Raw genomic sequence first — 26,370 nt, 5'->3', positions numbered from 1 at the left:
AGCAAATGGACATCCTCCACCTCAAACCACTCGCCGAGCAGCTATTCGCGGACATCCATGCATTGTCCTTCGACGGTGTCGGCGTCACGCGCGACAGCTACGGCGCGGGCGAATCCGCAGCGGCAGACTACCTGCGTCGCGTCGCCGTCCAGCACGGACTCAGCGTGCAGAACGACAAGGCCGCCAACCTTGTCTTCTCCCTGCCGGACGAGGACGCCAGCGCGCCGGCTGCATGGGTAGGTTCGCACATGGATTCTGTCCCGCAAGGCGGAAACTTCGATGGACTGGCCGGCATCATCGCCGGATTGCTATGCCAGATTGCGCGAAAAGAGCAGGCCGTCTCCAGTAGTGTGCCACTTCGGGTCATCGCTTTCCGCGGCGAGGAAAGCGCCTGGTTCGGCAAGGCATATATGGGCTCTGGCGCAGCACTGGGTAAGCTGGCTCCGGAAGATCTCACGCTAAAACACCGTAGCTCCGGACGAACACTCTCGGAATGCATGGCGGCGGTGGGCGCCGACGTCGACGCCATCGCAGCGCAGCAACCACTCTTCGACAGGGCTTCGGCCGCAGCGTACTTGGAGTTGCATATTGAACAGGGCCCTGTCATGGTCGCGCGGAAGCTCCCACTGGCCGTGGTGCCCGGGATTCGCGGCAACGTCCGTCACAACCGAGTGACATGTATTGGCGAACCAGGACATTCTGGTGCTGTTCCCCGCTGGCTGCGCAAAGATGCCATGTTTGCGGTAGCGGACCTCATCACCCGCCTCGACGAGCACTGGAAAGTGTTGCTGGAACGCGGTAGCGATTTGGTCGTTACCACCGGAATCGTCTCCACCGATCCTGCAGAACATTCCATCTCGCGCATTCCCGGCAAGGTGGACTTTAGTTTTGAAGTCCGCAGCAAGAGCGTGGACATGCTCGAAGGCTTTTACCAACTGTTCCGCACCGAGTGCAAGGCCATCAGCCGCGATCGTGGCGTGAACTTCGAGTTTGATCGCCGCATCGAATCCGCGCCTGCGACGATGGATCCCGGGCTTTCGGATCTCCTGCGCAACGCATGCGCCAAGGCGGAACTGCCGGTAGAAATGGTCCCGAGCGGCGCAGGCCACGACGCGTCGCTGTTTGCCAATGCCGGCATCCCGACTGCGATGCTTTTTGTACGCAACGAACACGGCTCGCACAATCCGGACGAAGCCATGGAGCTGGACGACTTCATTCTCGGCACGAAGGTTCTGTACGAGGCGCTCGAAGCCATGCCGCGCGGGAGGAAGTCATGACCATTGAGACGCTGACGATTCGTCGTCCAGACGACTGGCATCTACATCTGCGCGATGACGATATGTTGCGTGCCGTACTACCGGCTTCCGCCAGCCAGTACGGCCGGGCCATCGTGATGCCGAACCTGAAACCGCCGGTTACGACCATCAAGGCTGGTTTGGCCTATCGGCAACGGATTTGCGATGCACTTCCCAGCGATTTGGCGTTCACGCCGATGATGACGTGCTATCTCTGCGACGACACAGATCCCGGGGAAATCCGTGCCGGATTCGAGTGCGGAGCGTTTGCTGCCGCCAAGCTCTATCCCGCTGGCGCCACGACGCACTCCGAGTATGGCGTCACATCGGTCGACCGGATTGCCAGCGTCCTGGCGACCATGCAAGACATTGGCATGCCGCTGCTGCTCCACGGCGAGTCCACGGACCCGGCGATCGACGTCTTCGATCGGGAAGCGGCGTTTCTGCGCACGACGCTGACACAGATCCTCACCCTCTATCCACGTTTGAAAGTCGTGCTGGAGCACATTACGACCGAGGAAGCGGCCGATTTCGTCATGCGCGATGAAAGCGGCCGCCTGGCGGCCACCATCACGCCGCAGCACCTGATGTTCAACCGCAACGCGATGTTCACTGGCGGCATTCGCCCTCACTTCTACTGCCTACCGGTGCTCAAGCGCGAACAGCACAGACTGGCACTGCGGCGTGCGGCCACATCGGGATCGCCTGCCTTCTTCCTGGGCACCGATTCCGCTCCGCACGACACGAGCGCCAAGGAATCGGCATGCGGTTGCGCCGGCATTTTCAGTGCCTCTGTCGCATTGCAGGCATACCTGACGGTGTTCGAAGAAGAACAAGCCCTGCACCGCTTCGAAGCCTTCGCCAGCGAGAACGGTGCGCGCTTCTACGGTGTCCCGCTGAACGAAGGAAGCGTCACCTTCCATCGGACGCCGACACGCGTCACCGGTAACATCGACCTGCCGGATGGACGCCGAATCCAGACGTTCCTCGCTGGGGAAACGCTGCCCTGGACCCTCGCATAGCTTTACGCGCTCTTTCATTGGACTGCACCGTGACTACCACCTATCGCACCGAAGCCGACCTGCTTGGCGAACGCCAGGTTCCTGCCGACGCCTACTATGGCGTGCACACCCTGCGTGCTTGGGAGAACTTCCAGATTACCGGCACACCCATTTCCTCTTGGCCGGATCTCATCATTGCGCTGGCGTCCGTCAAACAGGCTGCCGCCGAGGCCAACGCCGAACTAGGCCTATTGCCACTCGCATTGCGCGACGCCATTATTGCCGCGTGCCACGACGTGCGCGACGGCCGCCTCCACGATCAGTTCATCATTGACACGATTCAGGGCGGCGCAGGTACGTCCACGAACATGAACGCCAACGAGGTGATCTGCAATCGTGCCCTCGAACATTTGGGTTTCGGCAAAGGAGACTACGCCTTCCTGCACCCGAATGAGCACGTAAACATGGCACAAAGCACGAACGACGTGTATCCGACGGCGCTGCGCATCGCCACGTGCTTTGCCATCGAACATCTCATGGAGGCGATGGATGTCCTTCGCATCGCCTTCGACAAGAAGTCAGCCGAGTTTTCGAGGCTCTACAAATTGGGGCGCACTCAGCTTCAGGATGCCGTGCCGATGACTCTCGGACAAGAGTTCTCCACCTATGCCGTAATGCTGGAAGAGGACATGGAGCGGCTGCGTGAGGCCTCAACCCTTATTCGCGAAATCAACCTCGGTGCCACAGCCATCGGTACGGGCATCACGGCCCACCCCGACTATGCAGCGAAGGCACTGGCCGCGCTGCGGCGTATCACAGGTCTCGATCTCGCACTGGCACCCAACCTGGTGGAAGCCACCCAGGACTGTGGTGCGTTCGTCCAGATTTCTGGCGTGCTCAAGCGGATCGCCGTCAAGCTCTCCAAGACCTGCAACGACCTGCGTCTTTTGTCCAGCGGCCCGCGTGCCGGGTTCGGCGAGATCAACCTTCCCCCGATGCAGGCAGGCTCATCGATCATGCCGGGCAAGGTCAATCCCGTCATTCCGGAAGTGGTCAACCAAATTGCCTTCGAAGTGTTTGGCAATGACACAACCATCACGTTCGCCGCGGAAGCTGGTCAGTTGCAGCTCAATGCGTTCGAGCCAGTCATCGCCGCCAGCCTGTTCCGCAGCTTCCGGCACTTGACCAATGGCTGCCTGACGCTGGCGCAGAAATGCGTCTGCGACATCACCGCCAACCCGGAACGCTTGCGCGAGACCATCGAACGGTCCATCGCACTGGTGACGGCACTCAATCCTGTGATCGGCTACAAGAATGCGACGTCGGTTGCTGCCCAGGCCTATGCGGAGAACAGGACGATTCGCGAAGTGGTACTTGCCCGCGGCCTGATGACGGCGGAGGCTCTGGAAGAAGCGCTGCGTCCGGAGGCTCTCACCCATCCCCGTGCGGACGTTCACTGCAAGCCATAAAGGGACTATTGCCATGTCCAAGAACCGCACCGATCTCACTCTCCAGGCATCCATCAGCCAGGCGCTGCTAGATGCAGGTTGCGTTCGCTTTCGTAGCGATGAACCGTTCCGTCTCCCATCAGGGTGGGCGAGTCCTGTCTACATCGATTGTCGCCGTCTGATCTCCTACCCGACGCTGCGTCGGGCATTGGTCCAGCAAGGTCTGGCGCTGCTACGTGACAGGGATAGATTGACCGGCATCGATGTGATTGCAGGCGCGGAATCCAGTGGCATCGCGTTTGCCGCCTGGGTTGCCGAGTTGCTGAACCTGCCGATGGTATATGTGCGCAAGGAAGCACGCGGCACGGGTCCTGCGGCTCAGGTCGTGGGCGATATCCGTCCCGGTGACCGTGTGCTGCTGGTCGACGACATGATGGCAGCGGGACGATCCAAGGCTGCCTTCTGTGAGGCGCTGTCCGCTGCGGGCGCGACCGTGCAGGACATCCTGGTCCTGTTCGACTACGGAACCTTCCCCACAGCCGACGCGCTTTCCCAGTGGAACCCGGGGGTCCATGCCCTGGCCACCTGGTCAGACATCCTGAACGCCCTGAGCGAATCCGGCGAAGTGCCAGAGGTTGAACTGTCCGAGCTGCGCGCGTTCCTGAGCGATCCGCCGCACTGGTCCAGCGCGAACGGCGGCATCGCCGGGTAGCGCCAATCCTCTGAGTTATTCGTGGTGCCCCGCCCGTTCACGACGGGCGGTGGCCTCCTTTTTTCCGCATTTTCTGAAACCATCCATGGACGAAGCATTCAAGCAGCGCGCACTCGAATACCATCGCGCCTCGACACCCGGCAAGATTTCGATCACGCCGACTAAGCCACTTGCCAACCAGGCCGATCTCGCACTGGCCTACTCCCCCGGTGTCGCCATCGCGTGCGAAGCCATCCACGCCGATCCGCAGGACGCGCGGCACTATACGGCGCGCAACAATCTTGTTGGTGTGATCACCAACGGCACCGCAGTGCTGGGGCTTGGCAATATCGGTCCGCTTGCCGCCAAGCCGGTGATGGAGGGGAAAGCTTGCCTGTTCAAGGCATTCGCCGACATCGATGTGTTCGACCTGGAGCTGTCTGAAACGGATCCGGACAAACTCGTCGACACCATCGCCATGATGGAGCCGACGTTCGGTGGTATCAACCTGGAGGACATCAAGGCACCGGAGTGCTTCTACATCGAGCAAGCACTGCGGGAACGGATGCACATTCCTGTATTCCACGATGACCAGCATGGCACCGCCATCATTGCTGCCGCAGCCATCCTGAATGGCCTCAAGGTAGTGGGAAAGGCCATCGACAACGTGAAGCTGGTTTGCTCCGGCGCCGGTGCCGCGGCCGTAGCGTGCCTTGACCTGCTGGTTAACCTTGGACTGCCTCGTGAGCATATCGCCGTACTGGATTCGCGCGGCGTGATTCTGGCCGAGCGCGAAGCACTCGATCCAAGCAAGCGCCGCTACGCTCAGGATGGAGCGACCTACCTGGCGCGCACGCTGGGCCAAGCGCTGGAGGACGCCGACGTATTCCTGGGTTGCTCAAGTGCCGGTGTGCTCAAGCCCGGCATGCTGCGTGGCATGCGTGAGCGCCCGTTGATTCTCGCACTCGCCAATCCCGAACCCGAGATTCGCCCGGAGGAAGCACGCAAGGTGCGTTCCGATTGCGTCATTGCGACCGGTCGTTCGGACTATCCCAACCAGGTGAACAACGTACTGTGCTTCCCGTTCATCTTCCGTGGTGCGCTCGATGTCGGCGCAACAACGATCACCGAATCGATGAAGATGGCATGCGTGCACGCCGTGGCCGCGTTGGCAGAGGAGGCGCCCGGCCAGGAGGTTGCCGGCGCCTATCCCGGCCAATCGTTTGATTTCGGCTCCGAGTACCTGATTCCGAAACCATTCGACCCCCGCCTCATTACGCATCTCGCGCCTGCCGTGGCCCAAGCAGCCATGGATGCCGGCGTGGCACGACGCCCGATTGTCGACATGGCGGCCTATCGATCGCAACTCGCTGCACGACGCTTCGTGTTTTCGGGTTGATCACCGCACGCGTTCTAAGCAAGTTCAACAGCGTTCCTAGAAAAAGAAGGAGGAGACTATGCATCAATTGAACCGATCCCTTGCCGCCACAGCGCTGGCGGTAGGCCTGATTCAGCCTGCGTTGGCGCAATCGAGCGTCACGCTCTATGGCCAGGTTGACGCCTTTGTCGGCTCCACGAGAGCCTCAGGCGGAGACCGTGCAGCAATCCTGGGGGCTGGCGGCATGCAGACCTCCTATTGGGGCATGCGCGGATCCGAGGATCTTGGCAGCGGCCTGAAGGCGGTCTTCGACCTGAATGGCTTCTATCGCGTCGACACGGGGCGTTTCGGCCGATCCGACACCGATGGATTACTGACGCGCAGTGCCTATGTAGGACTACAATCCTCCGGCTACGGTACGTTCAGGCTGGGACGAAACACAACGCCGTACTTTCTTTCGACCATCCTGTTCAATCCGCTGGTCGACTCCTACAATTTCGGCCCTTCGATCTTCCAAACGTACAAGACGACCACTGACGGACGTGTATTCGATCCCGGCATCATTGGTGATTCGGGTTGGTCGAACTCCGTCGTGTACTCGTCGCCAAACTTTGGCGGCCTGACGGTGAATCTAATCTATGCGTTTGGCGAGCAGTCTGGAAGCACGGGACAGAACAAGTGGGGCGGCAATGTGACCTACTTCAGCGGGGCGTTTGCGGCAACGGCGGCATTCCAGCAGGTCAAATTCAATATCCTCCCTGGAGATGTCTCCGCTCCACCCGCGGCATTGGCCGGCTTCGACAAGCAGACGGCCGCCCAACTCGGGCTAAGCTACGACTTTGGCGTCGCCAAGGTATTTGGGCAAGCCCAGTACATTCGCACGGTCGTCAATGGCGCGCAAGGCGATATCCGCCATGCCAATGGGCAGCTTGGCGCGTCAGTCCCGTTGGGCGACGGCAACGTCCTGGCTTCATATGCCTATGCCAATACGCGCAATGATACCGCCGCGATTGGCCGGCATACAGCGGCCATTGCCTATGACTACAACCTGTCCAAGCGGACCGATCTGTATGCTGCGTACTTCTATGACCGCGTGACCGGTCAATCACATGCCGAGACCTTTGGCGCCGGGATGCGGCATCGATTCTAGGCACGCTGATCGGCGCCGCGGATATCGTTCGCGACTCGGAGTCAAAACTGCCTTTGCATCACTCTACTCGCGTCTTTTTGGCGCCCTGACTGGAAAACTCCAAGATATGCACGCGCGCCGTGCCTATCCATAGCGATTGGGGAATCCCATTGGAAAATTGCGCGCGGCTAATGCCGAAGTCGGGACGCTTCTCGCTGCATAAACCCGCGAGGCGTTTTACTGTTCTGTCACGGCCTGAGGCGTGTTGCGGAAGCTGATCGCCATACGGTTATACGTATTCATCAGGCTGATGGCGATGGTCAGGTCAACCAGTTCGCGTTCATCGAACACGGCGCGGGCGGCCTCGTAGGCCGCGTCCGGCACGCCGGTCTGCGCCACCAGCGTGACCGATTCGGCCCACGCGAGTGCTGCACGCTCGCGGTCGTCGAACAGCTGGCCCGCTTCCCTCCATGCCTGCACGAGCGCAAGCTTTTCGACCTTCACGCCTTTTTTCAGCAGGTCGCGTGTATGCATGTCGAGGCAATAGGCGCAGTTGTTGATCTGCGAGATGCGCAGGTAGACTAGGTCGACGAGGACCGGCGACAGGTCGCTCTGCATGACGTAGCCGTAGACGGCGCCAAGGGCTTTGACGCCCGCAGGCGCAATCTGGGTGTAGTCGAGGCGCTTGCTCATGAGGTGACTCCTTGAGGCTGCGGTTTACTTGATGGGGGTGGTCAGGGCTTTGTCGTTGCTGTCCGCAACGAACACGGCGAGCAACTTTGCAGGCCTTGTTTCGCTCGCGTTGCGGCTTATCCGGTGAACGGCGCCCGGCTCCTCGAAGAAGCTCTCGCCGACATGGTAGACGTGCTTCGGACCGTCATCCACCTGTGACTCGATGTCGCCCGATACGACGTAGGCATAGATGAAAGCCGAGCCCGCATGCCTGTGCGCGGGTGACGCTGCACCGGGTGCGTAATCGACGACGACGGCGGTCAACGACTTTCCCGGAATGTTGGAAATGGCGTGCTGAAAGTTCGGTGTGACGGTTTCGGCCGCGCCATGTGCTGCGGCCGGCACGGTGATGGCGAAGGCCATGACCGTGCTAGCGGCTCTTACGATGGATTGAATGTTCATGGATGTCTGGCTCCTTTGTGCTCGTGTATTGTGGTGCGACTTGGGTAGCACGCAAAAGCACCAGGAATGAACATTTTCGATGTACCAAGAAGCGATGGCAGAGTAGTGTCGGAGGTCCGTCAGTGGCGCCCGTGAACGAGTTCGAGCAGGCGGGAACAGTCGGCCGGCAGCGTTCTTTCATTCAAATTCGTTACGCCAAGCAGTAGCCCGTGCTGCGCCGGATGGCTCGTGTACCAGGGTGAGAGAGGAACTGGGGCCAGCCCGAGAGCTCGTGCCCGCAAAGCGATATCAATATCCATTTCGGATTCGGGAAGCGCGGCGACGACGGTCATGCCGGCGGCGGCCTGCACTTTGATTGATTCCGAGGCCAGTTCCTTCAGACAACGAACGAGGGCTTCCTGTCGGGCAGTGTAAAGACGCTTCATACGCCGCAGATGGCGAAGAAAGTGTCCGTCGTGCATGAACTCGGTCACGGCGTGCTGCACGGATGCAGCCGGGGCGGGCGCAAGGCACGCCGCGACGTCGCCGAAGCGGCGTGCCATGTCCGGCGGGACAACGAGAAATCCCAGGCGCAGTGCCGGGCTGATCGTCTTGCTGAAAGTCCCGATGTGCAGCACTCGTCCGTCCTGATCGAGCGAGGCCAGCGCCGGTGCGGCCCGTCCTTTCAACTGCAACTCGCCGAGATAATCGTCTTCGACGATCCAGGCGTCGTGTTGTTTGGCCCAGCCGAGCAGTGAAATCCGTCGAGCGAGCGACATCGTCATCCCGAGCGGCGCTTGCTGGCCCGGTGTCACCACCGCGAGGGCGGCTTTGGGGGCGATCCGCATGCCTGCTTCGATATCGAGCCCGTCCGCGTCCACCGGCACCCCTGCCACGGTCATGCCGGCCAGCCCGAGCGCCGTACGCGTGAGCGGAAAGCCGGGGTCTTCCATCCAGGCTTGTCTGCCTTCCACGCGCAGGGCGCGAATCGCGAGATTGAGCGCGCCAGAGAAACCTGCCGTGACGAAGACCTGGGAGGGACTGCATCGAAGTCCGCGTGAGACGCCAAGATACGCCGCGATCTCCTGTCGCAAATCCGGTTCGCCGCGTGGATCGGGGTATCCGACAGGAGCCGCTGCCGCCCGGCGCGCCGCGCGTGCCTGAATGCGTGACCAGAGCTTGTAGGGAAAGGCGTCCTGGGAGGGCACACCCATTTGAAACGCCAAAGGCGCCGTGCTGAAGTCGTAGAACAGCTCCGGAAGGGGCGGCGCTTCCGGCGACCATGCGGTCGTCGCTGGCAGTGGCCGCGCGGCTACCCGGGTGCCGGCCGCGCCCTGGCCGATCGCGAACTGCTCGTCGATCAGACGTTCATAGGCGGCACGAACGGTGCCCCGGGACACGCCGAGCTGGGCGGCCAAATCCGACCAGGACGGCAGCCGCGCGCCGGCGGCAAGGTGGCCCGACTCGATCGCATCTCGGATCGAGCCGTAAATTTGCGCCGATAGCGAGATGCGTCCGGCGCGATCGAGGCCAATAGAAATCGTTGCCATGGACGCGATAGTACATTGGTATTTCTCGATCTTGGTCCTGTTTCACGATTGATGGGCGGCGTAATCTATTGGATGTAACCCACCGCCAGTAGTCCGGGCGCGGAATTAGCCGCCCACGTGGGGCGGTCGGGAAGTCAAGCGTGCCGCAGGAAACGCACGCTCTCTACAGCTCGAGTATCCCGATGAAGCAAGATAAAACCGCACCGACGAACCAAATGTTCGACGTCGTAATTCCAGACAGCCAGCTGGCACGTAAGGTAGCCCAGCTCATTCGCGACACCGAAAGCGAATTGCTGTTTAACCACTCGACACGGGTCTACCTTTGGGGCGCGCTGTTGGGAAAACAAAAGAGTGTCGCGTTCGACCCGGAGCTGCTCTACGTTGCGGCCATGTTCCACGATATCGGTTTGACGTCGGCCTATCGCGAAAGCCAACTTCGTTTCGAAGTGGACGGCGCCAACGCCGCGCGCGATTTTCTGCGCAGCCATCATATCGACGAGGCGGACGTCGCAAAGGTGTGGACCGCTGTGGCGCTCCATACGACGCCGGGCATTCCCGAGCACATGCACGGTGAAATCGCGCTGGTGCAAGCCGGAGCTGGAATGGACGTGGCGGGACGGGGCTTCGATGCGTTTACCGAGGAACAGCGCGCGGCGGTGGTCGCGGCCTATCCGCGCGGCGCCGATTTCGCCGGCAAGATGATCGATGCCTTCTACGATGGCATGAAGCATCGCCCAGGCACCACATTCGGCACGTTCAACGACGATTTTCTGGCGCACAAGGATCCGGGCTTCGAGCGCGTGAACGTGTGCAGCATCATCTTGACTTCCAGCTGGGGTTGACTTCCTTAGCGGACCCCAACGGCTCACTCCTACATCTATCGGATTTTCGCAATGCTCAGACGTACATTTTTGGTCACGGGCGCCAGCAAGGGCATCGGGCGCGCGTTGTCACACCGGCTCGCCGCGGACGGACATCAGGTCATCGGTCTTGCGCGCGGGCACGACCCGAGTTTCCCCGGCACACTGGTTTCCGTCGATCTGACCGATCGCGATGCGACGACACGAACGCTCGAGGGGCTGGTCGACCGTTATACCTTTGATGGCATCATCAACAATGCGGGGTTCGTCCGTCTGGCCGGCGTCGAAGCGGTTGATCTTGACGATCTCGAAGCGTCCTTCCGCCACAATCTCACCTCGGCCGTACAGACCGTGCAAGCCTTGCTACCCGGCATGCGGGACCGAGGGTGGGGACGAATCGTCAATCTCTCGAGTCTCGTCGTGCTTGGCGTCGCCAACCGCACAGCCTATGCTGCGGCAAAAGCCGCGATGATGAGCTTTACGCGCACTTGGGCGCTGGAGCTTGCGCAGACCGGCATTACCGTCAATGCTGTTGCGCCCGGGCCTACCGAGACCGCACTGTTCCGGCAAAACACGCCCGTCGGCAGCGAAGCGGAGCAGCGCTTTTTGTCGCTGGTGCCGATGAAGCGATTCGGCAAGCCTGAGGAATTAGCTGCGGCCGTGGCGTTTCTTTTGTCCGAGGATGCGGGCTTCATCACTGGACACACCTTGTTCGTCGACGGTGGCGCGTCGGTGGGCAAAGCGGCATTCTGATCGTTCGGTTCTTGTCGTCCTCAAAATACGCGAGGGAACAACGCCGCCCTCGAGCAATATTGCCTGAAGCAGCCCGGCGACTGACGCTGGCGTTAGTTTCACGATTTGTCATGCGCTGCCTCGATTCGGCAGGCAGCTCGACACCAGGATGACGAGCCGCCATATCGGGCTGATCAGATAACGCAGCGGGTCGCCCGCACCGGGAATCGCGTCCTGGCCAAAGCGTACCCGTGCCGGCGTGTGAGAGTTGCTGAAACGGCTGGTGAAAGCGTTCACGAACAGCACTTCTCCCCGTCGAGATCGCCCACTTGATGCGGTCTGAGGCCTGCTGGTGCGGGGGCGTGGCTTGCATCCGATCAAGTGAGGAGTCAGCCAGCATCGACTCGAGCGCGTTTGGCCATCGAGCGTTCATTTCAAATGGGCTTGGTCCGCTTCGACAGGCGATTTACAGCGCTTCCGCCTGCGGGTCGGCCGTTGTGTAGTCCCGCCTGAGCGTTCGCTCAGTGCACAGATGCGCGGCCTCGGCACAAGCCAAAGCGACTGCAACCAGGCCCGCTCCGACGAGACTGAGGTACTGCCTGTCGACGAAAAGAAGCACAATGCCGCCGAGAACGCCCGAGCAGGCAAGTCCGCCGTAGGTGGCCGTATTGTTCAGGGCGAGCAGCAACGGAGCCACCTGCGGCGCGATCTTCACCAGCCGGTGTTGTTGCGGCACGATCAATCCCCATCCGACCAGCCCCCAGACAATCAGGGCGGCCACGGAGGTGGCCATATGTGCGGAAGTCCACGGCAGCGCACAGAAATTCAGGATGCCCACGCAAAGCCCCGCGTTGATGATCTTGCGGCCTTCGAAACGATCGACGAGACGGCCGGCAAACATGTTCCCGACTGTCGCGGCGCAGCCCCAGACGAGAAGCACGCCAGCGAGCACGCGTTCGTCGCCGCCGGTGACCGGCGCCAGCACCAGTCCGGCATAGGTATAAACCATCAGGAACCCGCCAAAGGCGAACAGCGATGTGAGCAGAGTGAGCGCAACGCGAATATCGCGCATGGGCGCCAGCCGCTCGCGCAGCGTGATGCGTGCAGGTTGTGGAACCGAACGCAGCATGGCCCCTACCCCGACCATCGCGATCAGCCCAAGGAGCGCGACGAACCAGAGCGTGCTTCTCCAGCTACCGAATCCACCGATGAACGTGCCGATCGGGGCGCCGAGCGCCGTTGCGCCGGCAAGACCGGCGGTTACGGTGGCAAGCGCGCGCCCTCTTCTGTCAGGATCCGCAAGCAGGGTGGCAACTCCCAATGCGGTGGGAGAAAACATCGCCGCGCCAAGGCCGGCCAGTGCGCGGCTGAACAGAACCGTATTCAGATCCGTTGCGAGCGCCGTGATGACGTTGCCGACAACAAAGATGCCGAGCGCGGAGACCAGCAACAGCTTCCTGGGCCACCGCCCTGCGACAGCGGCCATCACTGGAGCCAGGATCGCATAGGAGAGGGCATAGACGGTGACCATCTGGCCGGCCAGGCTGACGGTGGTGTGCAGTGATTCAGCGACGCCAGGAAGAATGCCTGCGACAACGAAGTTGTCCGTCCCCATGGCGAACATGCCTAAGGCAAGCATGAGCAGTCGACGATCCATTTGATTGACCTTTTACGTGGTTCGGTAAGCTTGAATCGGCCGCGAGCTAGAAGCTGTACGACTGGCCGTCCTCCGGCACCAGCACGCGCCGCGAATTCATTCCCTTCTCGGCGATGTAGTCGCGCAGTTCCTGGCGGGACTGAGTGCAATGGGCAAGCGCCTCCATATGGCTGGCAATCACTGTGGTTCCGGGCGCCGCCTGGTAGACGCGATAGAGATCTTCCTTGCCCATGATGAAAGCGCCGTCATAACCGACCAGGCGTCCAAAGCACGCGTTCAGGATCGCGACGTCTGGCCGGTATTGCGAGAGTGCCTCCTCCACATATCGGTTCCAAACCGTGTCGCCCGCCACGTACACCGTCTTGTATCCTGGCCGCTCGAATACGATGCCCGAAGATTTTCCCAGGCGCTTTCCCCGACCTTCGACCATCGCGTCACTGCCGTGCTGACCACCAGTCTTGCTCAAGCGTGTCCCATGAAAGTCGACGTTGGTGGTAAGCACGCGCACGTTCTCAAAGCCGTCCTTGCGGAGGCTTTCAGCATCTTCGTCGCTCTGCGTAAAGATCGGAATGTCCTTGGGGAGGCTGCGCCTGGCGGCTTCATCCCAGTGATCGTAGTGCTGTGCGTGGGTGACGATGACCGCGTCAGCCTTGATGACTTCCTCCAGCGGTATCGGTAGGTCAACCAACGGATTTCTGAGCTGGCTGTTGTAGGTACCCTCGAATCCCGGGTATGCGCCTTTCCTGGCGAGCATCGGGTCGATGAGGAAGGTGGCCCCGGCATACTCGACCTTGATCGTGGCGTTGCGAATCTGACTGAATCGGACCACCGACGCGTCTGCGGGCGGCGTCATGTTGGCGACGGAATCAGTGGCAACGATGTCTGCGCAGCCACCTAGCAGGATGGCGGACGCCGCGGCAACGGCGATCTGCAAGTGCGTCGAACAATTCATGGGTATCCTTTGCATTACCGGGAAGGTTCCGGCAACGGCGCCGCTTCCCATGGCCCGAATTCTGTGCGCATCGCCCGTGAGCGAACAGTATTCCGGAGGCCCAGCTTCGATATAATCGGGCCATGCGGAAAACAGCCTCTACACCTCGACGCCTGAGAGTTGCTGTGATTGCCTTCGACGGCATAACGCCTTTTCACTTGTCGGTGCCATGCCTGATATTTGGCGGCAATCTCAGTGACCCCGGGGTATCGGCTTTCGAGGTGATGGTTTGCGCAGCGGACGCGGTGCCGCTACGCACTACCGCCGGCTTTGCCATCGACACTGCGTGCGACCTTGCCGCCGTGGACTCCGCCGATCTCGTGATCATGCCGTCCTGGCATGACGACTGCCGTCAGGCCCCGTCGGACTTGCTCGAGGCGCTGCGTCGTGCGCATCGTCGCGGTGCGAGGGTGGTGGGCTTATGCCTGGGGGCATTTCCGCTGGCCCAGGCCGGCCTGCTGGATAGCAAAACCGCGACAACTCACTGGGAATGTGCCGGCACACTGTCGGAACGATATCCGAAGGTCAGAGTGGATCCGGATGTGCTGTATGTCGACGAGGGCGATGTCCTCACCTCCGCGGGCGTCGCTGCAGGCATAGATTGCTGCTTGCATCTGTTGCGCCAGATTTCTGGCGCAGAGGTTGCCAATCGTCGCGCCAAACGGCTATTGATCGCCCCACATCGGCAGGGAGGGCAGGCGCAGTTTATCGAGCGGCCATTACCGGTCACCCACAGCGACGACCGGCTCTCCCAGGTTCTCGACTGGGTGACGCACCATCTGGAGCAAGCCCATACCATCGAATCGCTCGCGGATCGCGCCGCGATGAGCCGACGCAACTTTACCCGCCATTTTCGTCAGACCACCGGCACGTCGTTCAAGCAGTGGATATTGCACCAGCGGCTGGCACGTGCGCAGCATTTGCTTGAAAGCGGCGACGCCTCGATTGAATTCATCGCCCAGGAAACGGGCTTTGGAACAGGCTTGTCGCTGCGTCAACATTTCCGCGCCGCCCTGCTCATCTCGCCGTCGGCCTACCGCAGGCAATTCCGGTCGGATCCGCCAACCTAGCCAGGAAAACCCGGGCGCTGGTCCCAGAGCTGCTGGATCAGTGTTCCGTGCGCTGCCTCGATGATAGCGCCCGCATGCAACAGTCGCATTTCACGGAATGCCGGCGCAACGAGCTGTACCCCAACGGGCAACCCCCCAGCCAGTCCCGTCGGAACGTGCAGACCTGGCAATCCGCACACTGCCACTGCCATCAGCGGACTCTGCACGTTGAGCAAAGCACGCATTTCATCGACCGACCCTTGGTCGGCGTCCCAGCGCAAAGGCAAGCGGCACGACGTAGGCATCAGGACCAGCGGGTAGCGCCGGAACAGGATATTCCACTTGCGTCGCATTTCATCGCGAGAGGCAATCGCTTCGGCATAGCCGGACAGGTTCAAGTCTGGCGCACAGGCTGCCATGTTATGCACCGGCGTACTGATGACCGCGTCGCCAATTGCGTCCACGGCGTCAAGCATGCCGAGCCTGCATTCCGACATGACGATGCTTTCCCATAGCTCCATCCCTTGCTTAAGGTCTGGCAAAGGAACCCGCTCAACCGTGTAACCCGCGCTGGCCAGCACGGCGGCGGCCGAGAGTAGTGCTTGTTGGATTTCTCGATCGACATGGATGCCATCTATCTCGTCTACGAGAGCCACATGGATTGGCAGTTCGTCATCGTCGTATCTGAGGCGCGCATCGACCCAGGTCGGATCAATGCCCCCATCACGCGCCATCGCTTCCAGAGCCAGCCTTGCGTCCGAAATAGTACGCGTGAGCGGACCCTGCGCAGACATCGCCTGAAGTCCGAAGTAGCGTCGTGGCGCCGTGGCCTGGAATGAGGGAATGCGACCAGTCGTTGCCCGCAAGCCCACAACACCATTGACATATGCCGGATATCGGATTGACCCCGCTATATCAGTGCCGTGAGCGATCGGACCCATACCACTCGCGACGGCTGCGCCGGCGCCACCGCTCGAGCCACCTGATGTCACCGCGGCCGACCAGGGATTGCGCGTGCGTCCATAAACCGGATTCTCGGTGAACCAGCGGAAAGAGTGTGGTGGCGTGTTCGTGCGCCCTATGATTACCGCCCCCGCGCGGCGCAGATTGGATACAACGCCACTGTCTTCGCAGGCAATCCGATCGAGCCATAGCGGATTGCCATTGCTCGTCGCCTCGCCGGCGACATCGACGTTCAGCTTGATCGAGACAGGCACTCCGGCAAGCGGCCCCAACGGCTCGCCCGCACTGCGCCGGCGGTCCAGCGCTCCGGCTTCGGCCAGCGCACGTTCCCTGTCCATATGGACGATGCTGTTGATCACGGGATTCACCGCGTCAGCACGCGCGTAAACGCTCTCCACGACCTCTACAGCCGAAATGTCGCCACGGCGAACCGCGTTGCCTATTTCTGCGCCGGACCAGCGCCAGAGATCCCTGGCAACGTCGATCGCGCGTTTGCTGCTTTCAGTTTGATTCGCTGACATCCTTTCCTTCCGGTTTCCTCTGGTGACAGGCAGCCGTTGTTGGCATTGGCAAGCAGCCAGCTGGCGGCGCGGCATGGTGTTCGAGCCAAGTTTGGAAGCGTGTCAGGTCAACGCGCGTTGCAAGGCTGAACACTACCTTCCTGCGGGCGCGTGGCAGTGACCGTCATCGAGTTCTGCCGTCGGTCAATTAATGCGACTGCAACCATTGCGATAGCAGCTGGAATCGCCATAAGCAGGAAGTTTTGATGGAGCGGGAGTTGCATCCCGACCACGGCGCCCAGGACGACGGGCGCCGAGATGGCGCCCGTCCGTCCCACGCCGGAACCGACACCGATGCCAGTCGAACGAACCGACAACGGATAGTACTGTCCCGCATAAGCGTAGACGACAATCTGCGTGCCAATTGTCGATGCACCCGCTACGCACAGGAGGAAATACAGCACCGGCGTTGATGACCTGAATCCCAGCAGCGTGATGGAAACACCGGCCAATGCGAACATGAAGATGAGCACACTGCGAATCTTCATGCGGTCCGCAAGCATGCCACCACCAATTGCGCCAAGCATGCCACCAATATTCAGGATGAGAACGAACGTCAACGCCGATCCCAGGCTATAGCCCGCGTTGGCCATGAGCTTCGCCAGCCAGGAACTCAAGGCGTAGACCATGAACAAGCACATGAAGAACACAATCCAGAACATGCATGTACTGAGGGCCCTTCCATCGCTGAACAGGGTGCGCAGCGAAGCCTCGCCATCGCGGTTCGCGCCAATAACGAATTGATCATCGTGGCGGAACACGTAGGTACTATCGAGCTTTGTACAGATGCGGCTCAACTCCTGCCGGTGATCGTGCTTGACCAGGTAAGCGATCGACTCCGGAACATACTTCAAGACCCAGGGAACGACCAGTACAGGCGCTGCCGCTGCGTAGAAGACCGCCTGCCATCCGTAGCTCTCGATGAGACCCTTGCCGAGCAGGGCGGCGATCATGCCTCCGACAGAGTAGCCACTGAACATCACCGTAACCAGCGTGGTCTTCAACTTGCGCGGCGAGTATTCCGTCATCTGTGCCACTACCGCGGGCATCACGCCACCGATGCCGAGTCCGGCAATAAATCGCGCAATGCCAAAGGCCACCGGAGTTGTGGCCATGCCGGCTATCGCTGTAAACAGACTGAAGAGCGAGACGCACAGCGCGATTGCACGACGTCGCCCGATACGGTCAGCAAGGGTACCGAGCAACACCGCGCCGCACATCGCCCCAAACAGTGCTGAACTGACCATCATGCCGGCGCCGGTGGCGTTGATATGCAGATCGCGCATGATGGATGGCAGCGCTATCCCCGCAACAGCGAGGTCATAACCATCGAAGATAATGATCAGCCCGCACCACGCCAGTACCAGTGCATGGAAAGCGCTGAACTTTGCATCGTCCGCGACCTTTAGCAAATCGATAGAACACCCAGTTCGTTTTTCGTCCACCGTTGTCTCCTTTCTGATATCGCCTGATTGAATGCGAAATGGTTCCCCATCCTGGAGAGTCCTTAATCGCCAGGAATTGCACTGCTGACAATCTCGAGTCACGCGGTTATGGTCGTCTCGTGCAGGCGCTCATCAGGCCGCACCTTGCGCTGACTGCGCGTCCGGGTCGCTGAAGACGGATCAAGAAAATGTGCGCGATAGTCCTGGGGTGAAATCCCCAGGCGCCGCCGAAATACCGAACGCATACGGTGCGCGCTGCAGAATCCGCACTGGTACGCGATGGTCTTGATGGGCTTCGATGAGGTTTCAAGCAGGCCTCTTGCCGCATCTATCCGCACGGCCTCGACGAAATCCATGACGCTGAGGTTGGACTCGCGCATGAAGATTCGCGTGAAGTGGCGGACGCTCATTCTCACGACGTCCGCCAGAACGTTGAGGGAAAGATCAGCAGCCAGATTGGCAAATACATACTGCTGTACCTGCGAGACCAGTGAATTCGGCTCTACCGAGATATTGAGGTAGGAACTGAACTGGGACTGTCCGCCCGCGCGATGGGTAAAGAGCAACAACTGCTTGGCCACGTTGACGGCGACTTCCCGGCCATGGTCTCGCGCGAGCAGATAGAGGCTCATGTCAATGCCGGCGGTGACTCCGGCAGACGTGACCAGATTACCGTCCTGGATATATAGTCTGTCCGCATTTACCACGGCGGACGGACATTCCCCTGCGAGACTGGCCGCGTCGTTCCAGTGCGTCGTGACATGCTTGCCATCAAGCACGCCAGCTCTGGCCAAAAGAAAGGTGCCATTACAGATGGTGCAAACACATGCTGAATTTGCGGAGGCCGTCCGCAACCAGGCATACAAGGACGGCGCAAAGCGCTGTTCAGGCAACGTAGGACCTCCTGCTATGAGCAACAAGTCGTAGGCGCCATCCGAGTCCGAAAACAAGCGATTGGCATGGATTTCCAGGCCATTCGAGCAACGTACGCGGCCGCTCTCCGTGCCCAGGATTTCAAAGCTGTACTGATCGTCTGCAGAAAGAAAGCGATTCGCTTCCGCAAAGACATCGAGCGGCCCTGAGACATCCAGCCCCTGAACCCCCGGGAATACCAATATGGCTGCGGTTTTCATGTACGGGCCTGCACTTCAGGTGATCTCAAACCACGGCACCTCTACAAGGCCGCACTGGCCGTCTTGCTGTCACCCGGGGCCGGGCTGGCTTGCCCTGCGGGTCCGTCATACAGATCGGCAAATCTTCCGCTCCGGCTTGCTTGCTCAAGCACGCGTTCCGGAATCAGTGTGACAAGGAAGTATGTTGTGTACCCGCCGAACAGTAGCGCCAGCAGAAAGTACGTCACGGAAAGTAGCGCGAACATTTAATGGTGCCAGTCCAGGAACCTAAAGAAAGTGCGCTATAACGTCCTTCTCAAGACGGTCCAGCGACACGCTGATTGGCCCGTCGCATCCCTGTATGCAGGTACGGGCCCTCACACGGCAGTGTAGGCGGTATGGAACGCGTCTCTCGTGCAGAGGGCGAACGAATCCGGCCAAAGTACGGTGGTTTCGGGTCGCGGTGGTTTGGACGATATCCCAGAGGGGATACGGCACAGCATTTTGTGATGGATCCTGCCACCGCACTTCGCGTTGTGACCAGCGCAGAGCCGAGTTATCGGTAGTCCGCGTCTTCCAGCAGCATGTCCTCGAAGAACGCGCCGAATCGTTTCCTCGGATCGCGCAGGTGGATCTCGAGAATCCAGCGCATTGCCGCCGGGCTGTCTTCGAAATCCGCCAGCGAGCCGGCGTGGATCGTGGCGTGGGGAAAGTCCGACACACGGTGACCCGGCAGTTCGAAGTTGAGTTCCCAGCCCATCGACTTCGCCATACGGTCCGCTTCGGCGTACAGCTCCTGTCCGGTCAGACGTTCACGCTTCCAGACACTGCGTACCTCGTGGAACAGTACCTCGGCATCGCGTGCACAACGTTCGTACTCCGTATGCTGCCCCACCACGAATGACGCCCCGCCGTCGCCTTCCCAGGCATCCACGCGAGGCGCGATGTCAATGAAGAAGATGTCGTTCTCCTGCAGGATCACACCGGGCTCCGAAGCCAGCTTCATTGGCTTGATGGTGTTGCGGCCGAAACGGACACGAGTGGGATGCCAGCTAAGGACAAGGCCTGCGTCAAGCATGACGCCCTTGGCCATCGCGACGGCGTCTTCCTCGACCATGCCCGGAGTAACGCGTTCCGCGATCCGGGCGATTGCCTGGCGGGTCTTGTTGCGCGCCAGCAGCATGCCATCGACAGTAAAGGCCGGGCCGACGCGCTCGGCGGGGGATGCGGGAACTGCGCTCATTCAATGCTCTCCTGTGAGAAGGCCGAAACCGCTTCGGCCTTGAGCAGTGATTGTTCCCGCGTTCGTCGTTCCAGGCAGCGCAGACAGACAGCTTGGGAGTGCCAATCAGCGTGCCTTTCGTGCCAGTCTCTAGTGGCCGCGATGTCAGGGGAGATTTCGGGCCAAAATGCGTTCAATTCCGGCTATGGCAGAGGAGCTGCCATGGCTCGAACCGAGGCTTTCCGATATCGTTCGAGATTCAAAAAAGCCCTCGTCCGCCGCCTTTTGCATCTGCGCCCGTGACCCGAACTGTTGCCCTCCTCGTTTTCCCCGGCGTGCAGGCACTGGACGTCGGCGGTCCGATGGACGTGTTTGCCGAGGCGAACCGCTTCGTCCCAGAGGACGCTCGCTACGAGATTGAAGTCATCGGCATAGGCGTTGATGGGTTGATCGCCTGCTCCAATGGCTTGCTGCTCAAAGCGCATCGTGCGTATGGCGACGTCGATCCCGTGGTAAGCAGTTACGACCTGGTTCTGACAGCGGGCGGGCCAGACTTTCCCAAGGTCATATGGAATGCCGGTGTCTATGACTGGTTGCGGCGCATCTGCGCAGTATCGCGGCGTTACGGGTCCATCTGTAACGGCGCCTTCGCTCTCGCGCGTGCAAGACTGCTCGACGGGCGCACCGTCACCACGCACTGGAGCGATGCCGGGCAGCTTGCGAACCTATGCCCGAACGCACGGGTGGAGGCTGACCGGATCTTCGTACGTGACGGCAACCTTTATACGTCGGCAGGCGTGACGGCGGGCATTGACCTCTCGCTGTACCTGGTTGCGCAGGACCATGGTGACGATGTAGCACTCAACGTTGCCCGACGCCTCGTCGTGTTCAGGCAGCGCGCGGGTGGGCAATCGCAGTTCAGTCCCTACCTCACTCCCTGTGCGGAGCCGACTTCGCCGGTCGCGCTGGTGCAGGAATACGTGCTTGGGCACTTGTCGGAAGAGCTCAGCGTTCGCGTCCTCGCCGGCGTTGCGAGGATGAGCTTGCGCAACTTCGCGCGGGTCTTTGCGCGGGAAGCCAGGATGACACCCGCCGCCTTCATCGAAAGCGCTCGAGTCGATGCGGCGCGTGCCATGCTTGAGAAAGGCAAGGCACCGCTCAAGCGCATCGCCTACGAATGCGGATTCGGCGATGCCCACAATATGCGGCAGATCTTCAAGCGGCGCTTCGGCGTGTCTCCTCAGCAATACCGCGCCACCTTCTCTGCACCGGCAACTGACCCGGTCCTCCCAATACGTTGACGCCAATGCTTAGGCTGGCACGAAGGCATTGCAGTTTGGCTTGAATCGTCCCCCTGTCGCGACGCTGACGCTCGCCCCCCATTGCCATACTTATCGCTGATGCAGGCAATCCAGCTCGCGTCCCCGTATGAGACAAACGACTTCATGTTAAAGCGACTTCTTCTATCTACTCTTATCGTGGCGAGCCCGCTGCTCCCGTGCGCAGCGATTGCAGCCAATCGTGGCAGTCAGTCGCTCGCCAGCCCCGAAGCCACACCAGACGATTACTTCCATACCGGTGCAGGGGCCCGCTATCTGCGTCGCGCCGATGCCGATCTCGTTGTTCAACCCTTGCGCGGAAACATCACCGTGCTGATGGGATCCGGTGGCAATATCACGGTGCTGTCGGCCAAGGAAGGAATGTTCCTAGTTGACGCAGGTATCGGCAAGTCGCAGGAGAAACTGCGGGCGGCGCTCATGAAGATCAGCCCGGCCCCGCCAAGGTTTGTCGTGAACACGCATTGGCACTGGGATCACACCGATGGCAATGCGTGGATGCACGCGGCGGGCGCCACCATCGTCGCGCAAGAGAATACCTTCAGGCATCTGACGGAAACCACGCATGTGAACGCCTGGAACTGGACATTCGATCCTGTGCCCCAAGCGGCCCGTCCAACGCTGCTGGTCAAGGACGGGAAGATCTTCAACTTCGGGGGCACCCGAGTCGAAGTGGAAAATTTCGGCCATGGCCATACCGATGGCGATCTATGGGTCTACTTCAAGGACGCAGACGTACTGGCGCTCGGCGACACCTTCTGGAACGGCTTCTATCCGTATATCGACAACGAGGACGGCGGCAGTATCGACGGCGCAATTAAATGGGCCAACAAGGCTGTCGCGCGTACCACCGCGCGCACCATTGTCATTCCCGGCCACGGTGCGATCGGCACGCGCACGCAGCTGGTCGAATTTCGAGACATGCTAGTCACGGTACGCAACAACGTGGCGGTCCTGAAAAAGCAAGGCAAGTCACTCGACGAGGTCATCGCGGCCAGGCCGACGGCCACGTTCGACGCGAAATGGGGAAATTTTGTGTTCAACGGCGACCAGTTCACAAAGATGGTCTACGCCGGCTTGTAGACATCGCTATCCGATGCGGAAAAACTCGATGCTCTGCCCCGCATTGACGGCACGCTTGAGCCACGATGGCATCTCGCCCTGCCCGCCCCAGGTCAGCCCTTCCGCGTTGCGGTAGCAGACCATCGGCGCCGGTGATGCGGGCGGTGTTCGTGGGGGTGGACGTGGCCGCTGCATCCAGGTCTTCCAGCGTCAGCCCGTAGGCGGCCATCTGGGTCTGGATCCGGCGGATGGCCGCCGCCCGCTCATCTTTCATGTCATCGTTGCCGTCGCTGCCATCATCCCAGCTTCAGGACAGCGTGGGCGCAGACGGGATGCTTCCCGGCTGGCGATGATCAGCGCCAGAGGTGGCGCGCGAAGAACGTCAGCGTGCGGTCCCAGGCGACCTGCGCCCAAGCGGCGTCGTACTGAGTACCGGCGATGCGGCCGTCGCCGATGGCTTCCTCGTTGGCAAAGGCATGGTGCGCGAGGTAACGGTGAAAGGTCGCGTCGACGCCGCCGGCGCGCAGCTTCTCCTCGAGCTTGTCGAAGTCCTCGGCCGCAAAGAACGCGTCCTGCGTGGCCGAGTGGACGAGTACCGGCGCCTTGATATTGGCGGGGTCGATAGCTTCCAGCGGCGGCATGCCGTAGAACGGCACACCTGCCTTCAGTTCGGGAATGGCGTTCAGCGACAGCAACGTCAGGGCACCACCCATGCAGAAGCCGGTGATACCGATGCGGCTGCTCAGGGTGCCGAGGTACTGCACGGCGCCGCGGATGTCCTGCGCCACGGCGTCGCCGAAGTTCAGATTGGACATCAGGTGGTGGGCCTCCTCCTGCTTGACCGTTATAGCGCCGCGGTAGAGGTCAGGCACCAGCGCGTAGTAGCCGGCACGCCCAAGGCGGTCGGCCACGCCGCGAATCTGGTTGTTCAACCCCCACCACTCCTGGACAACGATGATGGCCGGGGCGCCGTCGGTGAGATCCGGCTTGGCAAGGTAGCCGTTGACCGACTGGCCGTCTGGACGGGTGAACGAGACTGTCTGACCGATGTGTCGCATGATGGGCCGCTCCTGTCGTTTGCTGTGGACCAGATGGGCCGGATGATAGCGCAAGGGAGGTGCTCCGGAATGCGCGGGCAGCGACAAGCGGCGATCCCGGCGGCTATCCGACCCGGAAAAACTCCGCGTTCTGCACTGCGATAGCTGACTACAGCTGGCGGTAGCGAGGCGGCGGATCGAAGCACCCCACCGCTTCCAGTCTTCCAAAGTCGACGCCAAGTCCGCCCTGTGCGCCCGGATTCAGCGAATCGCTGCGCACCGTCACAGACGGCCGCCTCGTCGGCTAGACTGGCGCAGGAAGCCACAAGGAGCCACGATGGACCCGGATGACGTGATACGTGACTTCGAGCGCCTTGCGCTGGATGACACGACAGAATTGGAGGTTGACGACGCGATTGCGGGCTTGGCGGTGCTGTTGGCCGATCCTGCGATTGCGGGGAAAGAACGGGCCCTGTTGACCCAGGTAGGTGCAACACTCTACCGGTTAGGCTTGAACGAACGAGTGCTGGCGGCGCTCACGAAGCGGGGCAACACGCCTCAGTGACCCTGCCCATCCACCGGCCGCCGCGGCTTTCCTGGGCATTGAAGGACAGTGGGGGAATGCTGAGGCACCGGCTTCAAGACTCTCGACAACGAGCCCGTGGTGGCTCGTCGGCATCCGCCGAGTCCGCGAAAATGTGCCGGTTGTGAAGGCGGCTGTGCACCGTCTCGCAGCGGATCAACCTCTTAGCCGCAGGCTCCTCATCCTCATCGGCAGTGCTGGCTTCCGCGGCGCTCCGTAGGTAGACTTGCCGGGACACGATAGCGACGATCACAATGATGGTGCCGACGCAGCAGGCTCGGGCCAAAAATTGAAGGTATCGTGCCATGGGAATCGCACCGGATTGCAAGGTGATGGGTGGCGAGACTACACGAAAGTGCCACAAATCGATTGCTATGCCGTGGCAGTATTGACACCGCCTCCGTTACGTCATAACGGGGTCGGACTGCGGCGTGTGTACCGGGCTGATGGCCTTGCCAAAGACAATCGCGCACCGTGTCGAGCGACCATTACCGGGCCACGCTTCATCTGCCCTTTCCGCTGGACATGCGAACGGCTATGACGAAGCTTTCACCGACGCGCACTGCGTCAACGACGGCAAATGGGCCATCTAGGGACGGAGAAGAGGTCCGGGCGTGAAATACCATCTATGCCGCTGCGCATTTCGACTTTTCAGCCATTTCGAGTGCCTGGACGTCGACGACTGACTGAGGAGCTGGCGGCGACAATGGGCATCCGTCTCTTCCTTAAACTTACTCTCCCACCAACCAGCAAAAATTCGGTTCGGGTGTTATGTTGAGTGAGGAATCCAGCCAGCCTGTGATGAGGGCAGCCCAAGACATTAACGAAAACTGCGGTCCTGCGGGATCGTAGACAAGCCTCAGTTAAGCAATGACGGTCGGATGATCCGCCTCGCTTTTCATCTGTGCGTCAACGGCCCGACAGATAGAAACTGATTTGATCAGCATACTCAGGTTTAAAGGCGCCCGTTTTTAATTCAATGACGATATAGCAGCGCAGCTTGAGGTGATAGAACAGTAGATCAAGATAGAAGTCATCGCCTCCAACTTCGAGGTAAACCTGTCGGCACGCCATAGGCGAAGCCGGCCCCGAGCTCGAGAAGGAAAACGAGTAATATGATCGACCAGCGCTGCCTCCAGGTCTCGTTCGGTCGCATTAGCACGCAAACTAAAAAAATCGAAGACGTAGGGATGAGTCGGCCGATCAACCGCCGGAGCGATAGTTGAGGCGGATGACCGCTAGACTCGGATAGCCGCCATCGAGTTGTGGAAGCCTTGAGCGGCTCAGAAGGGTCGAAAGCGGGAGTCCGTGGTTGCTGCGGGCCTGGCGACCGGCGAACTTCCGCGTTCGGCTATCACAGCCATTGGACAATATTTGACTAGCGTCTGCTGTTCGAACAAGAGCCGACCCTAGTGCGGCTTTCTTGATTGGCCCAATGGCGCTCGTCCCAAATCGTCTGGCGTCGACGCGGTCAAGCGCCGAAGCAGAAGCAACGGCTTGGGGCACAGTGGAAAGCGAGACGACCCGGATTATTGACGCGCGGCGATGCCATGAAAACACACGTCTAGCATATGGGAAACGATTTGCTCGTCGTCCATCTTGCCATATAGGCGCAAGTAGTCGACCGCCGGGTCGCAAGTACGCGAGTAATAGGAAAAAAGGATGACGTCATCAGGAAGCCCCGCGTCCAAGTCACCTGCCTTCTTTGCTTCGCCCACCAGCCCCTTCAGAACCCCGTTCAGCTTGAGCACGCGCGTCACATAGTGCAAATTGCGCGTGAGCATATCGCGAACGCTCGGGCTCGTTGAAGGCAGGAACGGCAACCCGCCCTCCAGGCGGACTCGCAACGCCCACGCCAGCAGCGCACGCAAGTGAAACGCCGCAGTTTGCTCTTGCGGCAATCCATCAAGAAATTCCAGCGCACCGTCGATCAAGCGAATCATTGCTGCCCCAACGAGGTCGTCCTTTGACTTGAAATGCTTGTAGAGGATGGGCTTTGAAATTCCCACCTCGCCCGCGACGTCGTCCATCGTCATCAAGTCGAACCCCTTCCCCGCCAGGATACGTGTCGTGGCATCCAGGATTGCGTCCTCGCGCAACCGGAAGGTTTGGTCCTTGAAGCTCAGCTTGCCCAGAATACCCATTTGTAAATTTC

General features: G+C 60.6%; 22 protein-coding genes and 4 pseudogenes. 12 read left to right on the top strand and 14 right to left on the bottom strand.

Translation table 11 applies throughout. From position 1 onward, the window contains the following. The first annotated feature begins 5 nt into the window (after positions 1-5). From ACIGJB_RS29915 to ACIGJB_RS29890, 6 genes and pseudogenes are all read left to right on the top strand, one after another. Positions 6-1,277, top strand: coding sequence for a hydantoinase/carbamoylase family amidase (locus tag ACIGJB_RS29915; protein WP_483735041.1), 1,272 nt, complete (start codon positions 6-8; stop codon positions 1,275-1,277). After that, positions 1,274-2,317 carry a dihydroorotase gene (gene pyrC, locus ACIGJB_RS29910; RefSeq protein ID WP_483735040.1) on the top strand — a complete coding sequence of 348 codons (1,044 nt, stop codon included), beginning with the start codon at positions 1,274-1,276 and terminating at the stop codon, positions 2,315-2,317. Before ACIGJB_RS29915 ends, pyrC begins: the two co-directional genes overlap by 4 nt. 29 nt (positions 2,318-2,346) lie before the next feature. Then, positions 2,347-3,765 (top strand): aspartate ammonia-lyase, encoded by a 1,419-nt coding sequence (locus tag ACIGJB_RS29905; RefSeq protein ID WP_483735039.1) that lies wholly within the window; start codon positions 2,347-2,349, stop codon positions 3,763-3,765. A 13-nt stretch (positions 3,766-3,778) separates the two neighbouring features. Continuing rightward, positions 3,779-4,456 (top strand): orotate phosphoribosyltransferase, encoded by a 678-nt coding sequence (locus ACIGJB_RS29900; protein ID WP_483735038.1) that lies wholly within the window; start codon positions 3,779-3,781, stop codon positions 4,454-4,456. 85 nt (positions 4,457-4,541) lie between these two features. Further along, a pseudogene (locus tag ACIGJB_RS29895) lies at positions 4,542-5,810 on the top strand (malic enzyme-like NAD(P)-binding protein); the annotation flags it as partial. Positions 5,811-5,892: 82 nt separating this feature from the next. Beyond that, a complete protein-coding gene (locus ACIGJB_RS29890) occupies positions 5,893-6,963 on the top strand; it encodes a porin (protein ID WP_483735037.1) in 1,071 nt (356 codons plus the stop codon). A 216-nt stretch (positions 6,964-7,179) separates the two neighbouring features. Here ACIGJB_RS29890 and ACIGJB_RS29885 read toward each other — a convergent pair whose 3' ends face one another. The 3 genes from ACIGJB_RS29885 to pdxR form a co-directional block, all read right to left on the bottom strand. Then, on the bottom strand, positions 7,180-7,635 hold the full coding sequence (locus tag ACIGJB_RS29885) for a carboxymuconolactone decarboxylase family protein (RefSeq protein WP_483735036.1): 456 nt from the start codon (positions 7,633-7,635) through the stop codon (positions 7,180-7,182). A 24-nt stretch (positions 7,636-7,659) separates the two neighbouring features. Beyond that, positions 7,660-8,076 (bottom strand): cupin domain-containing protein, encoded by a 417-nt coding sequence (locus tag ACIGJB_RS29880; RefSeq protein WP_483735035.1) that lies wholly within the window; start codon positions 8,074-8,076, stop codon positions 7,660-7,662. A gap of 119 nt (positions 8,077-8,195) precedes the next feature. Next, positions 8,196-9,605, bottom strand: coding sequence for a MocR-like pyridoxine biosynthesis transcription factor PdxR (pdxR, locus tag ACIGJB_RS29875; protein ID WP_483735034.1), 1,410 nt, complete (start codon positions 9,603-9,605; stop codon positions 8,196-8,198). Positions 9,606-9,787: 182 nt separating this feature from the next. Here pdxR and ACIGJB_RS29870 point away from each other — a divergent pair, with 182 nt between their 5' ends. Then, the gene (locus ACIGJB_RS29870; RefSeq protein WP_483735033.1) at positions 9,788-10,447 is read left to right on the top strand and encodes an HD domain-containing protein; all 660 of its coding nucleotides are present in this window, start codon (positions 9,788-9,790) and stop codon (positions 10,445-10,447) included. Between the two features lie 51 nt (positions 10,448-10,498). Further along, positions 10,499-11,218: an SDR family oxidoreductase gene (locus ACIGJB_RS29865; protein ID WP_483735032.1), complete on the top strand. Its 720-nt coding sequence runs from the start codon at positions 10,499-10,501 to the stop codon at positions 11,216-11,218. A gap of 168 nt (positions 11,219-11,386) precedes the next feature. Here the strand turns inward: ACIGJB_RS29865 and ACIGJB_RS29860 are convergent. From ACIGJB_RS29860 to ACIGJB_RS29850, 3 genes and pseudogenes are all read right to left on the bottom strand, one after another. Continuing rightward, positions 11,387-11,506, bottom strand: a pseudogene (locus ACIGJB_RS29860) (taurine dioxygenase); the annotation flags it as partial. A gap of 157 nt (positions 11,507-11,663) precedes the next feature. Continuing rightward, positions 11,664-12,854: an MFS transporter gene (locus tag ACIGJB_RS29855; protein ID WP_483735031.1), complete on the bottom strand. Its 1,191-nt coding sequence runs from the start codon at positions 12,852-12,854 to the stop codon at positions 11,664-11,666. 46 nt (positions 12,855-12,900) lie between these two features. After that, positions 12,901-13,857 carry an MBL fold metallo-hydrolase gene (locus ACIGJB_RS29850; protein ID WP_483735030.1) on the bottom strand — a complete coding sequence of 319 codons (957 nt, stop codon included), beginning with the start codon at positions 13,855-13,857 and terminating at the stop codon, positions 12,901-12,903. 101 nt (positions 13,858-13,958) lie between these two features. Between ACIGJB_RS29850 and ACIGJB_RS29845 the strand changes: the two genes are divergently transcribed. Next, complete coding sequence (locus ACIGJB_RS29845) at positions 13,959-14,915, top strand: GlxA family transcriptional regulator (protein ID WP_483735178.1); 957 nt, start codon at positions 13,959-13,961, stop codon at positions 14,913-14,915. On the opposite strand, the gene ACIGJB_RS29840 is transcribed toward ACIGJB_RS29845, so the two are convergent. The 4 genes from ACIGJB_RS29840 to ACIGJB_RS29825 form a co-directional block, all read right to left on the bottom strand. Further along, a complete protein-coding gene (locus tag ACIGJB_RS29840; RefSeq protein WP_483735029.1) occupies positions 14,912-16,378 on the bottom strand; it encodes an amidase family protein in 1,467 nt (488 codons plus the stop codon). The genes ACIGJB_RS29845 and ACIGJB_RS29840 overlap by 4 nt on opposite strands. 107 nt (positions 16,379-16,485) lie before the next feature. Continuing rightward, the gene (locus ACIGJB_RS29835; RefSeq protein ID WP_483735028.1) at positions 16,486-17,862 is read right to left on the bottom strand and encodes an MFS transporter; all 1,377 of its coding nucleotides are present in this window, start codon (positions 17,860-17,862) and stop codon (positions 16,486-16,488) included. 98 nt (positions 17,863-17,960) lie between these two features. Next, positions 17,961-18,995, bottom strand: a complete 1,035-nt coding sequence (locus ACIGJB_RS29830; RefSeq protein ID WP_483735027.1) for a GlxA family transcriptional regulator — start codon at positions 18,993-18,995, stop codon at positions 17,961-17,963. A 535-nt stretch (positions 18,996-19,530) separates the two neighbouring features. Continuing rightward, positions 19,531-20,217: a M24 family metallopeptidase gene (locus ACIGJB_RS29825; RefSeq protein ID WP_483735026.1), complete on the bottom strand. Its 687-nt coding sequence runs from the start codon at positions 20,215-20,217 to the stop codon at positions 19,531-19,533. 278 nt (positions 20,218-20,495) lie between these two features. On the opposite strand from ACIGJB_RS29825, the gene ACIGJB_RS29820 reads away from it, so the two are divergent. Both ACIGJB_RS29820 and ACIGJB_RS29815 read left to right on the top strand, forming a co-directional pair. Then, on the top strand, positions 20,496-21,497 hold the full coding sequence (locus tag ACIGJB_RS29820) for a GlxA family transcriptional regulator (RefSeq protein WP_483735025.1): 1,002 nt from the start codon (positions 20,496-20,498) through the stop codon (positions 21,495-21,497). A gap of 144 nt (positions 21,498-21,641) precedes the next feature. After that, positions 21,642-22,616 (top strand): MBL fold metallo-hydrolase, encoded by a 975-nt coding sequence (locus ACIGJB_RS29815; protein WP_483735024.1) that lies wholly within the window; start codon positions 21,642-21,644, stop codon positions 22,614-22,616. A gap of 6 nt (positions 22,617-22,622) precedes the next feature. On the opposite strand, the pseudogene ACIGJB_RS29810 reads toward ACIGJB_RS29815, so the two are convergent. Together ACIGJB_RS29810 and ACIGJB_RS29805 are read right to left on the bottom strand one after the other, a co-directional pair. Continuing rightward, positions 22,623-22,869 (bottom strand): annotated as a pseudogene (locus ACIGJB_RS29810) (H-NS histone family protein). A gap of 79 nt (positions 22,870-22,948) precedes the next feature. Beyond that, the gene (locus ACIGJB_RS29805) at positions 22,949-23,653 is read right to left on the bottom strand and encodes a dienelactone hydrolase family protein (protein ID WP_483735023.1); all 705 of its coding nucleotides are present in this window, start codon (positions 23,651-23,653) and stop codon (positions 22,949-22,951) included. A gap of 316 nt (positions 23,654-23,969) precedes the next feature. Between ACIGJB_RS29805 and ACIGJB_RS29800 the strand changes: the two genes are divergently transcribed. After that, positions 23,970-24,197, top strand: coding sequence for a hypothetical protein (locus ACIGJB_RS29800; protein ID WP_483735022.1), 228 nt, complete (start codon positions 23,970-23,972; stop codon positions 24,195-24,197). Between the two features lie 890 nt (positions 24,198-25,087). Here ACIGJB_RS29800 and ACIGJB_RS29795 read toward each other — a convergent pair. Together ACIGJB_RS29795 and ACIGJB_RS29790 are read right to left on the bottom strand one after the other, a co-directional pair. Continuing rightward, positions 25,088-25,405: pseudogene (locus ACIGJB_RS29795) on the bottom strand (PDDEXK nuclease domain-containing protein); the annotation flags it as partial. 339 nt (positions 25,406-25,744) lie between these two features. Beyond that, complete coding sequence (locus tag ACIGJB_RS29790; protein ID WP_483735021.1) at positions 25,745-26,359, bottom strand: TetR/AcrR family transcriptional regulator; 615 nt, start codon at positions 26,357-26,359, stop codon at positions 25,745-25,747. Between the last annotated feature and the right edge of the window lie 11 nt (positions 26,360-26,370).

The sequence above is a fragment of the Cupriavidus sp. C2SS-8b genome, from assembly GCF_057073745.1.
This window is presented reverse-complemented; position numbering and strand designations above follow the sequence as displayed.

Excerpts from the sequence above, each read along its gene's own strand:
- ACIGJB_RS29830 (WP_483735027.1), bottom strand. The coding sequence starts at position 18,995 with ATGAAAACCGCAGCCATATTGGTATTCCCGGGGGTTCAGGGGCTGGAT.
- ACIGJB_RS29870 (WP_483735033.1), top strand. The coding sequence starts at position 9,788 with ATGAAGCAAGATAAAACCGCACCGACGAACCAAATGTTCGACGTCGTA.
- ACIGJB_RS29900 (WP_483735038.1), top strand. The coding sequence starts at position 3,779 with ATGTCCAAGAACCGCACCGATCTCACTCTCCAGGCATCCATCAGCCAG.
- ACIGJB_RS29850 (WP_483735030.1), bottom strand. The coding sequence starts at position 13,857 with ATGGGAAGCGGCGCCGTTGCCGGAACCTTCCCGGTAATGCAAAGGATA.
- pyrC (WP_483735040.1), top strand. The coding sequence starts at position 1,274 with ATGACCATTGAGACGCTGACGATTCGTCGTCCAGACGACTGGCATCTA.
- ACIGJB_RS29915 (WP_483735041.1), top strand. The coding sequence starts at position 6 with ATGGACATCCTCCACCTCAAACCACTCGCCGAGCAGCTATTCGCGGAC.
- ACIGJB_RS29880 (WP_483735035.1), bottom strand. The coding sequence starts at position 8,076 with ATGAACATTCAATCCATCGTAAGAGCCGCTAGCACGGTCATGGCCTTC.
- ACIGJB_RS29805 (WP_483735023.1), bottom strand. The coding sequence starts at position 23,653 with ATGCGACACATCGGTCAGACAGTCTCGTTCACCCGTCCAGACGGCCAG.
- pdxR (WP_483735034.1), bottom strand. The coding sequence starts at position 9,605 with ATGGCAACGATTTCTATTGGCCTCGATCGCGCCGGACGCATCTCGCTA.
- ACIGJB_RS29800 (WP_483735022.1), top strand. The coding sequence starts at position 23,970 with ATGGACCCGGATGACGTGATACGTGACTTCGAGCGCCTTGCGCTGGAT.
- ACIGJB_RS29840 (WP_483735029.1), bottom strand. The coding sequence starts at position 16,378 with ATGTCAGCGAATCAAACTGAAAGCAGCAAACGCGCGATCGACGTTGCC.
- ACIGJB_RS29890 (WP_483735037.1), top strand. The coding sequence starts at position 5,893 with ATGCATCAATTGAACCGATCCCTTGCCGCCACAGCGCTGGCGGTAGGC.
- ACIGJB_RS29815 (WP_483735024.1), top strand. The coding sequence starts at position 21,642 with ATGTTAAAGCGACTTCTTCTATCTACTCTTATCGTGGCGAGCCCGCTG.
- ACIGJB_RS29855 (WP_483735031.1), bottom strand. The coding sequence starts at position 12,854 with ATGGATCGTCGACTGCTCATGCTTGCCTTAGGCATGTTCGCCATGGGG.
- ACIGJB_RS29825 (WP_483735026.1), bottom strand. The coding sequence starts at position 20,217 with ATGAGCGCAGTTCCCGCATCCCCCGCCGAGCGCGTCGGCCCGGCCTTT.
- ACIGJB_RS29885 (WP_483735036.1), bottom strand. The coding sequence starts at position 7,635 with ATGAGCAAGCGCCTCGACTACACCCAGATTGCGCCTGCGGGCGTCAAA.
- ACIGJB_RS29790 (WP_483735021.1), bottom strand. The coding sequence starts at position 26,359 with ATGGGTATTCTGGGCAAGCTGAGCTTCAAGGACCAAACCTTCCGGTTG.
- ACIGJB_RS29865 (WP_483735032.1), top strand. The coding sequence starts at position 10,499 with ATGCTCAGACGTACATTTTTGGTCACGGGCGCCAGCAAGGGCATCGGG.